Below are 14,944 nucleotides of genomic sequence, written 5' to 3'. Positions count from 1 at the left end.
CTTTTTAATAATCTATTTTATAATAAAATTACAAACAAATGTAATCAGCTAATGTCAAAAATATTGCCTTATTTTAAAGAAATATTAATTTTAACGAAAATGTAACACATTAACGATATTTTTGCATTTTAATACATGAAACATTGAATACAGAAAACAGCTACATTTTAGGTATAGAAAGCTCTTGTGATGACACAAGCGCTTCGGTAATTTACAACGGTAAAGTAATCAGCAACGTGGTGGCAAACCAAGAAATACACGCTAAATATGGCGGTGTTGTTCCTGAATTAGCTTCAAGAGCGCATCAGCAAAACATCGTTCCTGTAGTACAGCAAGCTATTGCACAGGCAAATATTACCAAAAATGATTTGAGCGCGATCGCCTTTACACGTGGCCCGGGATTAATGGGATCTTTATTAGTTGGTACTTCTTTTGCAAAATCGTTCGCTTTAGGATTAAATATTCCGCTAATTGCCGTAAACCATATGCAAGGGCATATTTTAGCACATTTTATTGAAGATGAAAATGCTAAAATTCCACCGTTTCCGTTTGTTTGTTTAACCATTAGTGGCGGACACACGCAAATTGTTAAAGTTTCCAATCATTTTGAAATGGAAATTTTAGGCGAAACTATTGATGATGCCGTTGGTGAAGCTTTTGATAAATCAGCAAAAATACTAGGATTACCGTATCCTGGAGGTCCTTTGGTTGATAAATATGCACAATTAGGAAATCCGAAGGCTTTTCAGTTTACCAAACCGAAAGTGGGCGATTTACAATTTAGTTTCAGCGGATTAAAAACAGGAATCTTACGTTTTATTCAAAAGAATGTAAAAGAAAACCCTGATTTTATCAAAGAAAATTTACATGATATTTGTGCTTCAATTCAATATACTATTGTTGAAATTTTGATGGATAAATTAAAAAACACCGTGAAACAAACCGATATAAAACACATTGCGATTGCCGGTGGAGTTTCTGCAAATTCTGAAATTAGAAAACGTTTAGCCTTAGCCGAAAAACATTGGGGATGGACAACTTACATTCCGAAGTTTGAATATACAACCGATAATGCTGCAATGATTGCCATTGCTGGATATTTAAAATATAAAAATAACGATTTTTCTGATATTTCAATTACATCAAAAGCGCGTTTAAAAGTTACCGAATAACTATTTTAAATCCTATTTATTTACAAAAAACACCGTTAAAATTATTTAACGGTGTTTTTTGTTTAGAGCCTGTTTAAAAATAGAAGAAACTGTCAGTTCGAGTGATTTTTTTCCTTTTAATTTCTTTTAGTCATTAAAATCACTCGAATTGACAAAATTGTAGCAAATCAGGATGAGAAACTCAAATAAATTCTGTTTGACGGATTCAATTGACTGTTTCCTTTCTATAAAATTTAAACTCGAAATATAAAACTTAGCACAAATTTCTAGCCCCGATTGACGCATTTGTTTGAGCTCTTTTTTGTTTTTTTCAAACAAAAAAAGCGAGTGCGGAAAGCGGGAAATTGCTTCAAAAAATAATTTTATAAATCGATTTCTTTTAATGCTTTTATATTATTTCGCTCTAAGAAAACATCAATAGTTTCGAAATGTTCAATAACACGTTGTTCTTTAAATTCAAATACTTTTTCTGATAATCCTTGTAAGAAATCACGGTCGTGAGATACCAAAATTAACGTCCCATCGAAATGTAATAATGCTTCTTTAATTACGTCTTTCGAGCGTAAATCTAAATGGTTTGTTGGCTCATCTAAAATTAACACATTTACAGGTTCTAATAGTAATTTAACCATTGCCAAACGTGTTTTTTCTCCTCCTGAAAGCACTTTTACTTTCTTTTCAATATCATCACCAGCAAACATAAAACGCCCTAAAATATTTTTTATTTGGGTTCGTACATCTCCTTCTGCAACCTCATCGACTGTTTGAAAAACGGTTAATTCTGGGTCTAATAATGAAGCTTGATTTTGAGCAAAATATCCAACTTTGGCATTGTGACCTAAACCGCATTCGCCTTCAAAATCGATTTCGCCCATAATGGCTTTTATCATGGTTGATTTCCCTTCTCCGTTACGCCCTACAAACGATACTTTTTCACCACGAGCTATTGAAAAACTTGCCTCTTTAAATACGGTTAAATCGCCATATTTTTTGGTTAAATTTTCTACTTTTACAGGATAATCTCCAGAACGTGGCGATGGTGGAAAACGTAATTTTAATGATGTTGTATCAACTTCATCAATTTCAATCGGCACAATTTTTTCTAACATTCGCACTCGTGATGCTACTTGATTTGTTTTTGAATATGTTCCTTTAAAACGTTCGATAAATCCTTTAATATCATCAATCGTTTTTTGTTGTTCTTGATAGGCTTTTATTTGATGCGAACGGCGTTCTTTTCGTAATTCTAAATAATGAGAATACTTGGCTTTATAATCGTGAATTGTCCCCATAGTAACCTCAATGGTTCTATTGGTTATGTTATCGATAAAAGCTTTATCATGCGATATTACCACTACCGCCTTGGCTTTGTTTAGCAAGAAATTTTCTAACCAAATTACCGATTCTATATCTACGTGATTTGTTGGCTCATCTAATAAAATTAAATCGGGTTTTTGCAGTAAAATTTTAGCCAATTCGATACGCATACGCCAACCTCCACTAAATTCTGATGTTAATCTGTCAAAATCTTCTTGTTTGAAACCTAAACCTTTTAAGGCTTTTTCTACTTCTGCTTGGTAATTTATATCTTCTAAAGCATAAAAAGTTTCTCCTAAATCGGTGACACGTTCAATAATTTTCATGTACGCTTCCGACTCATAATCTGTACGAGTTTCTAGCTCTTTATTTAAGTGTTCCATTTCGGATTTCATCTTAAAAACAGCGTCGAATGCTTTGGATGCTTCTTCTCTTACCGTACAATTATCCTCCATTAATAAATGCTGTGGCAAATAAGCAATTACGGTATCTTTCGGGCTTCTAACACCTCCTTTAGTAGCTTTTGAAACTCCTGCCATAATTTTCATCATGGTCGATTTTCCTGCGCCATTTTTACCCATTAAGGCTATTTTATCGTTCTCATTTATGACAAACGATACGTCTTTAAACAAGGTTTTTCCACTAAATTCAACCGCTAATTGATCTACAGTAATCATGTATATATATTTTGAATTGCGAAAATAATGAAAAGTGTCAATAACTTCTTAAGAACTTTATTCTTTACAACTTATTGATTTTATTATATTTGATAGAAAGAAAAATTCTCTATGAAAAAAAAACTACTTAATTTATTATTAAATACTTCAAAGAAACTAGAACAATTACATTTTAAACTTTCTAAAAAAAACATATTAGAATTAGATTATTCATCATTGTCTCCAATTAATAACGGTGATGAGAAAAATCATTATTCTAACGCTTTGAAATGGGCTATTGATAATCGAAAAGAAAAAGATATCAAAAATATTGCACTTACAGGAACATATGGTTCAGGTAAAAGTACTATTATTAAAACGTTTAAAAATAATTATAAAGGAAACGACTTAAAATTTTTGAATATCTCTTTAGCTTCTTTTAAAGATGAAAAACCTAATACTAATGACAAAAATACTGATGATAAAGATAAACCAATTGAAAAAAATAAAGGAGAACTTTTAAATCGTATAGAAACAAGTATTTTACAACAAATATTTTATCAAGAAGAAGATAAAAAAATTCCAGATTCAAGGTTTAAACAAATTAAGAGTTATAGTAATAGAAAACTATTTTTTATAGCATCATGTATTTTATTATTCCTAATAGCATTACTTAATTATTTTAAACCTTATCTAATTCAAAGTATTTTTAAGGACTATCCTTTGAGTACAACTACATGTAATATTTTACATTACGCTAATATTATTTTTATTTTTTCAGGTTTTTTCTTTTTAATTTACAAATCAATTAGAGTTTTCAGTGCTATTACAATTAATAAACTTAAGTTTCAAAATGCTGAAATTGGATTAGGAGAAAGTGCTAATAAATCTATCCTAAATCATCATTTAGATGAAATTATTTATTTCTTTAGCAAAACCCCTTACAATGTCGTTTTTATTGAAGACCTTGATCGTTTTCAAGAAACTGAAATTTTCACAAAGCTAAGAGAAATAAACCTTTTATTAAATAAATCTAAAAAAATCAAGAATAAGAATATTGTATTTATTTATGCGGTAAGAGATGATATGTTTTCAGACAATGAAAGAATAAAGTTTTTTGATTTTATTATCCCTGTGATTCCAAGGATTAACTCTTCTAATTCTAATGCAATTCTACTTACCAAAAATGAAAATTGCAACTATGGTTTAACAGATAATTTTATTGAAGACATCTCCTTTTTTATAGATGATATGCGATTACTTCACAATATTACAAATGAGTTTTATTTATACAAGTTAAAGCAAGAAGAAACGCCATTAATTCCTGATAAATTATTCGCAATTATTACCTATAAAAACATTTATCCTAATGATTTTGTTGAATTAAGCAAAAACGAAGGTGAATTATATAGAATTATAGATGCTAAATTAACTTATTCAAATAAAGAAATTGAAAATTTAGAAGAACAAATAGCAATATTAAAAAGCGAAATTGAAAGCTTAAGTTTAGTTAAAATAAAAAACATAAATGAACTTCGTCAATTATATATCTTTAGAGTATTAGATACATTAACAAATTTTAATTCATTTATTTTTAACGATAAAATTATCTCTATTGATGAATTACTAGAAGATAAAAATTTCGAATATTTGAAAAATGATAAATTATTTTACAAAACTGCAATTAACAACTATTATGCTCATAATATCAAGTATCAAAATGAAATAATAAATACTTCTTTTTCTCAAATAGAAAATAAGGTAAATCCAAAAAAATCATACAATATTAGAGAACAGGAAATACTAGACATCAAATCAAATAAATCAGACGCTTTAAGATTAGAAATACAACAACTTGAGAAACAAAAAATAATATTCCGAAACTTAAAAATCTCTGAACTATTACAATCAAATAGAGATATTAATTTAAATATTAGTGAAGACTTCAACTCCCTTTTCTTAACAATATTACTTAGAAATGGGTATGTCGCTGAGGATTATTTTGATTATATTTCTTTATTTCATCAAGGAAGTGTTACAAGAAATGACCATAAATTTATTATAAATGTAAGAAATGAACAAAAATTAGATTTTGATTATAAACTTACTAAAATTGATGAAATAATTTCAAAAATAAATCCCATTGATTTTAATTCAGAATTTATCTTAAATTATGATTTATTAGACTTCATTCTAAAAAACGCTATAGTAAATGAAATACAATTAGATTTCATTTTTACAAAATTAAAAGATGAATCCTCTACCTCAATTCAATTCATTAATGGATTTATTGAAAGAACTGAAAATTTAAGTTTATTCATAAAAACACTTTGTGATTATTGGATTAATATTTGGAAGCATTATGTAAATAATGTTTCATATTCAGAAGAACAACTGACTAAAATATTAAAATACATTATAGAATATGCTAATGTTTCTTCTATTGGTGAAATAGAAAAAGAATCTAATCTTAAAAATTATCTACTCCATAACCTTGATATTTTAAACATAATATCAGATAATGATAAATTAAAAAGTATTATTACTGAATTAGATTTAAAATTTATTGATTTAGATTTTGAAAAATCTCCTAAAGATTTATTAGAATTTATTCATAAAAATGACCATTATAAATTTAACAAAAATATAGTATCAAAATTCATGAAAAAATATGGTGAATTTGAACAAATGAGTTTTGATAATTCCAATTATACTGCTATTAAAAATTCAAAATCAGATAATTTAATTGATTACATCAATACAAACATCGAAGATTACGTTAAAAATTTATACTTAGATCTTGATACGAATATCAACGAAGAACAAAACAATTATTTACTTTTATTAAATAATTCTGAATTAAACTTAAAACTCAAAAAAGATATAATTAATAAAGTAGTAACCAAAATAATAGATATTTCACTTGTAGAAAATAATGATTTAGCCCTATTTATTCTTGAAAATAACAAAATTGAACCTAAATGGGCTAATTTATTATTCTACTTTAAAAACTCTGAAGATAAAATACTAGACTCAACAGTTAATTTTATTAATAATATTGAAAATGCAAGAGAGTTATCTATAATAAAAATCCCTACTGAAATTGAAGGTAAAAATATCTATGACATATTTTGCGAAGAGCTAATTAATAAAAATGAAATTGAAAACAAAGCCTATGATTTAATTACAAAATCAATTCCTTGGGGATATACTATTCCTAATATTAGTGCTTTAAATAAACAAAAAATTAGTACTTTAATTAGAAACTATATCTTTACTCCAAATATTGAAAACTATAATTACTTAAAAGAACCATTTGAAGGATTAAACATTGAGTTACTAGAAAAATTTAAAGCTGAATTTTCAGAAAAAATTGATGAACTTCATTTAGACGGAAATGATTTAGCTTTAATATTAAATTCAAGAGTTTTAAATGATTTTGAAAAGATAAAATTTTTAGAATCTTGTTCTGACAATGTTATTATATCAAACATTAAAAATTTAAATCTCATTAGTCAACTATTATTAAGAGACAATTCATTTGATATAGATAAAAAAATTATTGACAAAATTCTTCTAAGCGATAATATTTCTTCATCTGATAGAATTAAAATTTTCAATAAAAACATTTTTGATGTTGATACTATTTTCATAGATGAATTTTTAATAAAACTAGGAGGTAATTACGAAGAAATTACATTTAAAAATAAAAAAGCAAAAATATTTAATAAACCTAATAATAAAGCTTTGCTAAATAACTTAGAAACAAAAGGTTATATTTCGAGTTATTCTAAAAATTTATTAAAATTAATTATTAATCATAAAAGAAAGCAATAATATATATTATAAAAAAGCCTCATAGGTTTTAAAAACCTGTGAGGTTTTTCAATTAAACTATCAAAAAACTAATGCAATATTTTAAATAATAATTCTTTTAAAATATCCGAAGATGATTGATTTGCTCCTACTCCTTTACTTTTAATATCTGCTTCTCGTAAAAAACCAATTACTTGCGATACTTTTCGCATCGGATATTTTTTTCCAGCCGAACTATAATCATCCACAAAATAAGGATTTACACCCAAAACCTTCGCCACATTACCTTTCGATTTATCTTTTAAACCGTGATACATTAATAATTGTGTAAAAAAACTATTCAATAACGAAATAGTCATTACTAACGGATTATTTTTAGGGTTTTGCGTAAAATAATTGATAATTCTGTTTGCTTTTACAACCTGTTTTTGACCGATTGCTTTTCGCAATTCAAAATTGTTAAAATCTTTTGAAATACCAATATTCTCTTCAATATGTTTATCTGTAATAATAGTTTTTTTAGGCAAAACAGTGATTAACTTATCCAATTCGTTGGATATTTTACTCAAATCAGCTCCTAAAAATTCCACCAACATTTGTGATGCTTTTGGCTCAATACTATATTTTTTACCCGCTAAAACTTTACGAATCCAATCGGCTACTTGATTTTCATATAATTTTTTACTCTCGTAAATTAAACCATTATTAGCAATCGCTTTATAGGTTTTTTTACCTTTATGAAGTTTCTTATATTTATAGTTAAAAACCAAGACCGTACTTAATTGCGGATTAGCAGCATAGGCTTCAATTTGATCAATACTACGTGCTAAATCTTGTGCTTCTTTTACAATAATTACCTGCTTTTCTGCCATCATCGGATAGCGTTTTGCCGAGGCTATAATTTGATCAATCGTTACATCTCTTCCATACATTACCACTTGATTAAAGCCTTTTTCAGACTCGTCAAGTACATTTTTTTCAATATATTCAGATATTTTATCAATATAATAAGGTTCATCGCCCATTAAAAAATAAATAGGTTTTATATTTCCCTTTTTTATATCGGATACGATCGTTTTAATTTCGTTCATTTTCTTATTTTTGAAGCATGCAAAAATTGAATCTTCCTACCTACAAATTTAGGCTCAAAAGTAACGATAATAAGACGTTTATTTTTGATAATTTAAGAAAAAAATACTTGGTATTGACTCCTGAAGAATGGGTTCGGCAACATTTTGTGCGGTTTTTAATGGAGGAAAAAAAATACCCTGCAACTTTAATTGCTATTGAAAAACAGCTAATTATTAACAACTTAAAAAAACGAACCGATATTGTTATTTTTTCTTCGGATGGAACGCCGAATATTATTGTGGAATGTAAAGCGCCAAAAATTAAAATTGCCCAAGATACTTTCGATCAAATTGCACGTTATAACTTAAAACTAAATGCCAATTATCTAATTGTTACCAACGGATTAGAGCATTATTTCTGTCAGCTTGATAAAGAAAACGAAACCTATATTTTTTTAAGAGATATTCCTGATTATAAATAATAAATAATTGATAAATTCGCAATTATGAAAACAGCAGTCGTTATATTAAATTGGAATGGTAAACAATTATTAGAACAATTTTTACCAAGTATCGTAAATTTCAGTGTAAATCAGGCTGATATTTATGTTGCCGATAATGCTTCTTCGGATGATTCTATCGCTTTTATCAGACAAAATTTCCCGACCGTTAAAATAGTAGAAAACAGTAGTAACGGCGGTTATGCAAAAGGATATAATGATGCTTTACAACATATTAATGCCGATATTTATTGTTTAGTAAATTCTGATATTGAGGTTACTAAAAACTGGTTGACTCCTGTTTTAGATATCTTTAAAAAAGAAGAAAACACCGCTATTATTCAGCCAAAAATTTTAGATTTTAAACAAAAAAAGAAAGATAAAACTAAATTTGAATACGCAGGTGCTGGCGGTGGTTTTATCGATTTATATGGGTATCCGTATTGCCGTGGACGTATTTTTAATAACTTAGAAACCGATAACGGGCAGTTTAACGATACTACCGAAATTTTTTGGGCTTCTGGAGCTTGCTTTTTTATTCGTTCAAAAGTATATCATCAACTAAATGGTTTTGATGAAGATTATTTTGCACATCAAGAAGAAATCGATTTATGTTGGCGAGCAAAAAATGAAAATTTTACTATTAAATATGTAGGAAATTCAACAGTTTATCATGTTGGCGGTGCAACCTTACAGGCAATAAACCCGCAGAAAACCTATTTAAATTTCAGAAATAGCTTATTGAATATCCTTAAAAATGTACCTACCAAATTGGTGTTTTTTGTAATTTTTTCTAGATTAATTTTAGACGGAATTGCAGGGATTAAATTTTTAGCAGAATTAAAACCCAAACATACTATGGCTATTTTAAAAGCTCATTTTAGCTTTTATGCGAACTTTTTTAAATTCCTTGGTAAAAGAAAAAAATTACAGCAAAAATCAAATTATAACAAGCATACTTCTATTGTTTGGCAGTGTTATGCTTTAGGGCGAAAGAAGTTTAATGAATTAAAATAACGCACATATCCCGTAGAGACGCGAAGTATCGCGTCTCTACGGGGCGTATTTTTTACAAAATATCTAAACTTCCTTTACCTTGTCGAATTACTTCAGGATAATCACTAGTTAAATCAATAACTGTTGATGCTTGATTATCGCCATAACCGCCATCAATAACAATATCAACAATATTTTGCCATTTCTCAAAAATTAATTCAGGATCTGTGGTATATTCTATAAGCTGATCATCATCATGAATAGAAGTAGAAACTATTGGATTTCCTAAAGCCGCCACAATTGCTTGCGCTATGGCATTATCTGGCACACGAATACCTACGGTTTTACGTTTTTTAAAAGCCTTTGGCAATGAATTACTTCCCGGTAAAATAAAAGTATAAGCACCAGGCAAGGCTCTTTTTAATATTTTAAAAGTTGAAGAATCTATTTGTTTTACGTAATCTGATAAATGACTTAAATTATTACAGATAAACGAAAAATTAGATTTTTCTAGCTTCACTCCCTTTATTTTGGCAATTTTTTCTAATGCTTTTGTATTGGTAATATCACAACCTAGCCCATAAACGGTATCTGTTGGATAAATAATTAAACCGCCATTTTGTAATACTTTTACAATTTTAGCAATTTCTTTCGGATTTGGATTTTCGTTATACAGTTTTATAAATTGTGCCATCTTTTAAATATATAAAATTTAATATTCTAATGCAACTCTTTTCATTGAAGTAATTCCTAAAAATATATTGATGCTAAAAAAAGTGCGGATTATTTTTAAATAACACGCACTTTTCTTATCGCTTTAGTAGTTTTCGAAATCGAAATCATCGATATTTTCAAAACTTGTAAACTGATCATTCAATTGATCATCAAAATCATCTTCAAAATTACCATCTTGATCTTCTTTGGTGGCTGTAAATTCTTTTTTAGGAGCCTTGTCAGGAATTTCACCAACGGTTAAAATTATTTTAGTTTCGTTAACTTCTTCGGCTGATTGCTCTACAACTTCTACATAAAAAGTCCACATTTGTAAAAAATCATACACATATATTAACTTATCGTTCGTATTTGGTAAGGTTTCTTTTATAACACAGCTTGCCATTGATGGTGCTTCGCCATCTTCCGACATATCAAATAAAGGAATTTCTTCTCCTTGATTCCAATCTTCATCTGTTCGATAAAAAGATGCCATTTCTTGCCCATTAAAACCAAATGATTTAGCAATATCAGCATGCAAATCTTCTAATGATTTTGCCTGATTAACCACCAAGGTTCTTATTACATCTTTTTTTGTATCTAAAATTACACGTACTTTATACATTCTATCATTTTTTGTCGCTACAAAAATACGTATTTTTGAATGATAATTTTAATAAAATGGATACACAACAATCACTAGAAATACTTAATAGTTACAATAAAAACACCTTAATGGAAACGCTTCAAATTGAGTTTGTTGACGTTGGCGAAGATTTTATTACCGCCAAAATGCCTGTAAATTCAAAAGTACATCAGCCTCACGGAATTTTACACGGTGGTGCTACAGCTGCTTTAGCGGAAACCGTTGGTAGCTGTGCTTCGGCTTTTTTTTTAAATGATAACAGCAAAATTGTAAAAGGAATTGAGCTTAGTATTAATCATGTAAAAAGCAAAAAAGACGGTACTGTTTTCGCTACTGCAAAAGCCGTTCACCAAGGAAGAACTACGCATTTATGGGAAGTTAAAATTGTTGATGAACAACATAATTTAATTTCTTTATGTAAAATAACCAACATTGTTTTAGATAAAATTTCAGATAAAAAGTAAGATTTTTAGCCTAATTATAAAATAAATTTAGATTGAACATATTTTCAAAAATAGAAAAAGCACTCGAAAATAAACTACCTTTTGTTGTTTACAGAAAACCAAATTCAACCCTGTTAAATGGTTTTTTTCAAAATAACGACACCTTATATACCGCTACAAACTATACTGAAAGTGGCTTTGTTTTCGCAGCTTTTGATGATAAAAATAAAGCGATTTTAATCCCTAGAAATAAAGCGGAATTTTTACAAGAAAACTCCTTAAATCCTATTATTACTGATGCTGATTCAGAAAGTAAGTCAAAAAATCATCAGAAAAACAAGCAAGATGATCGCCAAGAAAAAGCACATATCAAGTTAGTTCAAAAAGGAATTGATGCTATTAATTCAGGGCTTTTTAAAAAAGTTATTTTATCGAGAAAAGAGCTTATAAAACTTACCGATTTTAATGTAATTAGTGTTTTTAAAAAACTACTTGCAAATTACAACACCGCATTTACTTATGTTTGGTATCATCCAAAGGTAGGAATGTGGCTTGGCGCGACCCCTGAAACTTTAGTTAAAATTAAAGAACAACAATTTAAAACAATGTCTTTAGCCGGAACTCAAGTTTTTAAAGGAACAACAAATGTTATTTGGCAACCTAAAGAACTTGAAGAACAACAATTTGTTACCGATTATATAACCGATAAACTTTCTGGAATTTGTAATTCACTCGAAAAAGGCGAAGTAAAAACAGCAAAAGCAGGGAATTTACTGCATTTAAAAACGTTAATTTCAGGAAAAATTACCACTAAAAATGCTGTTCTAATCAAAAAGCTACACCCAACTCCTGCGGTTTGCGGTGTACCTTTAGAAGTATCTAAGGCATTTATTTTAAAAAACGAAAACTATAATAGAGCGTATTATACAGGTTTTTTAGGTGAATTAAACTTAAACGAAACAAGTAAAAATACTTCGGAACTTTTTGTGAATTTACGATGTATGGAAATTAAAAAAGATATAGCAGTTCTTTTTATTGGCGGCGGAATTACCAAAGAAAGCAATCCTGAAAGTGAATGGCTAGAAACGGTTTCAAAATCAGAAACGATGAAAAAAGTGTTGTAACTAAAAGTAAAAAGCACCAACTGTTAAGAGTTAGGTGCTTTTAGTGTAAATTGAATTTAAAATACTATTTTTTTAGCAACAATTTATAACAATAAATTGCTGTATAATTATTCGTTTTTATGCTGATTAAATATCATCAAAAGAAACATTGGTAAAGCTTTTTGTAGATGCTAAAGCTATTTCGACCTCACTTTGACTCTCTTCTTCTTCTTTTTTATAATCTTTTTGATGACGCTCACTAATTACTTCCGAACCCTTTTCATTAACAATAAAACTCGTTGCTTTGTTTAGCATTTCTTTAAAGTCTGAAAAATCTTCTTTATATAAGTAAATTTTATGTTTTTGATAATGAAAAGAACCATCATCATGCGTAAATTTTTTACTTTCAGTGACTGTTAAATAGTAGTCATCTGCTTTTGTAGATCTTACATCAAAAAAGTAGGTTCTTCTTCCTGCTCTTAAAACTTGTGAAAAAATCTCTTCTTGTTCTACTCTCTCTCGCTCACTCATAGTTCGTTTCTTAAATAATAATTATTTACTTAAAATTGCTCAACAAATCTAATAAAATAATTGATTTGGCAATACGAAACATTACATTTCTTTTTCTAAAAGTTGTTGTTCATATAACTCTTTATAATAACCCGCTACTTTTATCAATTGATTATGAACGCCTTGCTGAATAACTTTACCAGCATCTAAAACGATTATTTTGTCGGCATTTTTAACAGACGAAACACTGTGGCTAATTATGATGCTTGTTTTATCTTTTGAAATACGGTCTAAATTTGAGAGAATTTGTTGCTCTGTTTCGGTATCAACTGCCGATAAACAATCATCAAAAATTAATATCTTCGGAGTCTTAATAATAGCTCTAGCAATAGCGGTTCGTTGTTTTTGTCCGCCCGATAAAGTAACGCCTCTTTCACCTAAAACAGTTTGATAGCCATTTTTAAAATTGATAATATTGTCGTGAATTACCGCATTTTTAGCAGCTTGAATAATTTCTTGTTTCGTGGCATTTTCTTTCCCAAATTTAATATTATTCTCAAGGCTATCAGAAAACAAAAATGGGTCTTGCGGTACAAAACCAATTTGATTTCTAACATCGTATAAATTACAGTCTTTTATGTTTTTTCCATCGATTAAAACAGCACCTTTACTAACATCATATAATCGAGCAATTAAATTTATAATGGTTGACTTACCACTTCCTGTAGTTCCTAAAATTGCCAAGGTTTCACCTTTTTCGATAACTAAATTTACGTTATTTAATGCGGTAATATTAGTATTATCATACGTTAAACAAACATCTTTAAATTCAATTTTACCCTGTATTTCTGTAGCTGTATTTGTATTATTTCTAATTTCAGGAACCTGCTCTAAAAACTCATTAATTCGTTCTTGCGATGCTGCCGCCTGTTGTACCGTAGAGGTTACCCAACCAACCACTGCTACTGGCCAGGTAAGAATATTTACATACATAATAAACGCAGCGATAGCGCCTAATTGAATTTCGCCGGCAATATACTGTTGCCCTCCAATATATAAAACAAGAATATTACTAATTCCGATTAATAAAATCATTAACGGAAAAAACAAGGCTTGTACCTTATGTAATTCGATATTTTTATCTTTACTTTTATTGGCTATTTCATCAAAAGAAACAATTACTTCTTGTTCTATTGCGTACGATTTAACTACATTAATTCCTGAAAAAAACTCTTGATTAAACGTCGTTAATTTTGATAAATATTCTTGAACAACCGTACTTCGTTTGTTAATTTGTTTACTTAACACAAAAACAGACACCGACAAAATAGGAAACGGAATCATAGTATATAAAGTAAGCGTTGGCGAAATTTCATACATTTGACTAAACCCAACAATTAACGAAATTATCATGTTTAAAGTGTACATAATTGCCGGTCCGAAATACATACGCACCTTAGAAACATCTTCACTAATACGGTTCATTAAATCGCCCGTTCTATTTTTTTTATAAAAATTAGTAGACAGTCGTTGGTATTGCTGATAAATTTCATTTTTCAAATCAAATTCTATCATTCTTGAGGTTACAATAATGGTTTGTCGCATAAAAAAAGTAAAAAAACCACCCAATAAAGTAACACCAATAATCAGCATTATATTTTTGAATAATACTGTTTTTACTTCGGATAAAGTAGTTACTTTTCCAAGCTGATAATCTTCTACAATATTTAAAGAATTCCCTACAAAATCAGGTATTTTAAGGGTTAAAATTTTTGCCAAAACTGTAATTAAAGTTCCTAGCAATAAGCGCCATTTATATTTAACAAAATATTTATTAAGATATTTTAATGATTTCAAGATAAAAAATGTTTTTAAGTTAAAAAAACAACGGTATAAAGTGACATTGTTAAAGATACTGTAATTAAGATTTCTTTTTTTGCTTATGTTTTAACGATTTCTTACTTTTGTCTTCAAATTTTTAGGGATTGATAAAACAGTCCCTAA

General features: G+C 28.5%; 12 protein-coding genes. 6 read left to right on the top strand and 6 right to left on the bottom strand.

What is annotated here, in order from left to right:
* Positions 1 to 143: 143 nt before the first annotated feature.
* Positions 144 to 1,172 carry a tRNA (adenosine(37)-N6)-threonylcarbamoyltransferase complex transferase subunit TsaD gene (gene tsaD, locus DPIF8902391_RS01400; RefSeq protein ID WP_172504823.1) on the top strand — a complete coding sequence of 343 codons (1,029 nt, stop codon included), beginning with the start codon at positions 144 to 146 and terminating at the stop codon, positions 1,170 to 1,172.
* Between the two features lie 362 nt (positions 1,173 to 1,534).
* Here the strand turns inward: tsaD and DPIF8902391_RS01395 are convergent, their stop codons facing one another.
* Positions 1,535 to 3,166: an ABC-F family ATP-binding cassette domain-containing protein gene (locus tag DPIF8902391_RS01395; RefSeq protein WP_172504822.1), complete on the bottom strand. Its 1,632-nt coding sequence runs from the start codon at positions 3,164 to 3,166 to the stop codon at positions 1,535 to 1,537.
* Positions 3,167 to 3,277: 111 nt separating this feature from the next.
* Between DPIF8902391_RS01395 and DPIF8902391_RS01390 the strand changes: the two genes are divergently transcribed.
* Positions 3,278 to 6,982, top strand: a complete 3,705-nt coding sequence (locus tag DPIF8902391_RS01390; RefSeq protein ID WP_172504821.1) for a YobI family P-loop NTPase — start codon at positions 3,278 to 3,280, stop codon at positions 6,980 to 6,982.
* A gap of 68 nt (positions 6,983 to 7,050) precedes the next feature.
* Here the strand turns inward: DPIF8902391_RS01390 and holA are convergent, their stop codons facing one another.
* A complete protein-coding gene (holA, locus tag DPIF8902391_RS01385; RefSeq protein ID WP_172504820.1) occupies positions 7,051 to 8,052 on the bottom strand; it encodes a DNA polymerase III subunit delta in 1,002 nt (333 codons plus the stop codon).
* A 17-nt stretch (positions 8,053 to 8,069) separates the two neighbouring features.
* Between holA and DPIF8902391_RS01380 the strand changes: the two genes are divergently transcribed.
* Both DPIF8902391_RS01380 and DPIF8902391_RS01375 read left to right on the top strand, forming a co-directional pair.
* The gene (locus tag DPIF8902391_RS01380) at positions 8,070 to 8,513 is read left to right on the top strand and encodes a type I restriction enzyme HsdR N-terminal domain-containing protein (RefSeq protein WP_058884722.1); all 444 of its coding nucleotides are present in this window, start codon (positions 8,070 to 8,072) and stop codon (positions 8,511 to 8,513) included.
* Between the two features lie 24 nt (positions 8,514 to 8,537).
* Complete coding sequence (locus tag DPIF8902391_RS01375; protein ID WP_172504819.1) at positions 8,538 to 9,548, top strand: glycosyltransferase family 2 protein; 1,011 nt, start codon at positions 8,538 to 8,540, stop codon at positions 9,546 to 9,548.
* Between the two features lie 52 nt (positions 9,549 to 9,600).
* On the opposite strand, the gene DPIF8902391_RS01370 is transcribed toward DPIF8902391_RS01375, so the two are convergent.
* On the bottom strand, positions 9,601 to 10,221 hold the full coding sequence (locus DPIF8902391_RS01370) for an L-threonylcarbamoyladenylate synthase (protein WP_058884720.1): 621 nt from the start codon (positions 10,219 to 10,221) through the stop codon (positions 9,601 to 9,603).
* A gap of 123 nt (positions 10,222 to 10,344) precedes the next feature.
* A complete protein-coding gene (locus DPIF8902391_RS01365) occupies positions 10,345 to 10,863 on the bottom strand; it encodes an IS1096 element passenger TnpR family protein (RefSeq protein WP_172504818.1) in 519 nt (172 codons plus the stop codon).
* A 56-nt stretch (positions 10,864 to 10,919) separates the two neighbouring features.
* Here DPIF8902391_RS01365 and DPIF8902391_RS01360 point away from each other — a divergent pair, with 56 nt between their 5' ends.
* A complete protein-coding gene (locus DPIF8902391_RS01360; RefSeq protein ID WP_058884718.1) occupies positions 10,920 to 11,348 on the top strand; it encodes a PaaI family thioesterase in 429 nt (142 codons plus the stop codon).
* Positions 11,349 to 11,380: 32 nt separating this feature from the next.
* Complete coding sequence (locus tag DPIF8902391_RS01355) at positions 11,381 to 12,451, top strand: isochorismate synthase (protein WP_172504817.1); 1,071 nt, start codon at positions 11,381 to 11,383, stop codon at positions 12,449 to 12,451.
* A 126-nt stretch (positions 12,452 to 12,577) separates the two neighbouring features.
* On the opposite strand, the gene DPIF8902391_RS01350 is transcribed toward DPIF8902391_RS01355, so the two are convergent.
* Entirely contained in the window at positions 12,578 to 12,961 is a 384-nt protein-coding gene (locus tag DPIF8902391_RS01350; protein WP_058884716.1) for a PUR family DNA/RNA-binding protein, read from the bottom strand.
* 81 nt (positions 12,962 to 13,042) lie between these two features.
* On the bottom strand, positions 13,043 to 14,797 hold the full coding sequence (locus tag DPIF8902391_RS01345; RefSeq protein ID WP_172504816.1) for an ABC transporter ATP-binding protein: 1,755 nt from the start codon (positions 14,795 to 14,797) through the stop codon (positions 13,043 to 13,045).
* Between the last annotated feature and the right edge of the window lie 147 nt (positions 14,798 to 14,944).

It is taken from the genome of Tenacibaculum finnmarkense genomovar ulcerans (genome assembly GCF_900239495.1).
Taxonomy (GTDB): Bacteria; Bacteroidota; Bacteroidia; order Flavobacteriales; family Flavobacteriaceae; genus Polaribacter; species Polaribacter ulcerans.
This window is presented reverse-complemented; position numbering and strand designations above follow the sequence as displayed.

What these genes read in the sequence shown, in the direction of transcription:
- DPIF8902391_RS01375 (WP_172504819.1), top strand. Translation starts at nt 8,538, where the DNA reads ATGAAAACAGCAGTCGTTATATTAAATTGGAATGGTAAACAATTATTA.
- DPIF8902391_RS01390 (WP_172504821.1), top strand. Translation starts at nt 3,278, where the DNA reads ATGAAAAAAAAACTACTTAATTTATTATTAAATACTTCAAAGAAACTA.
- DPIF8902391_RS01370 (WP_058884720.1), bottom strand. Translation starts at nt 10,221, where the DNA reads ATGGCACAATTTATAAAACTGTATAACGAAAATCCAAATCCGAAAGAA.
- holA (WP_172504820.1), bottom strand. Translation starts at nt 8,052, where the DNA reads ATGAACGAAATTAAAACGATCGTATCCGATATAAAAAAGGGAAATATA.
- DPIF8902391_RS01365 (WP_172504818.1), bottom strand. Translation starts at nt 10,863, where the DNA reads ATGTATAAAGTACGTGTAATTTTAGATACAAAAAAAGATGTAATAAGA.
- DPIF8902391_RS01350 (WP_058884716.1), bottom strand. Translation starts at nt 12,961, where the DNA reads ATGAGTGAGCGAGAGAGAGTAGAACAAGAAGAGATTTTTTCACAAGTT.
- DPIF8902391_RS01360 (WP_058884718.1), top strand. Translation starts at nt 10,920, where the DNA reads ATGGATACACAACAATCACTAGAAATACTTAATAGTTACAATAAAAAC.
- DPIF8902391_RS01380 (WP_058884722.1), top strand. Translation starts at nt 8,070, where the DNA reads ATGCAAAAATTGAATCTTCCTACCTACAAATTTAGGCTCAAAAGTAAC.
- DPIF8902391_RS01395 (WP_172504822.1), bottom strand. Translation starts at nt 3,166, where the DNA reads ATGATTACTGTAGATCAATTAGCGGTTGAATTTAGTGGAAAAACCTTG.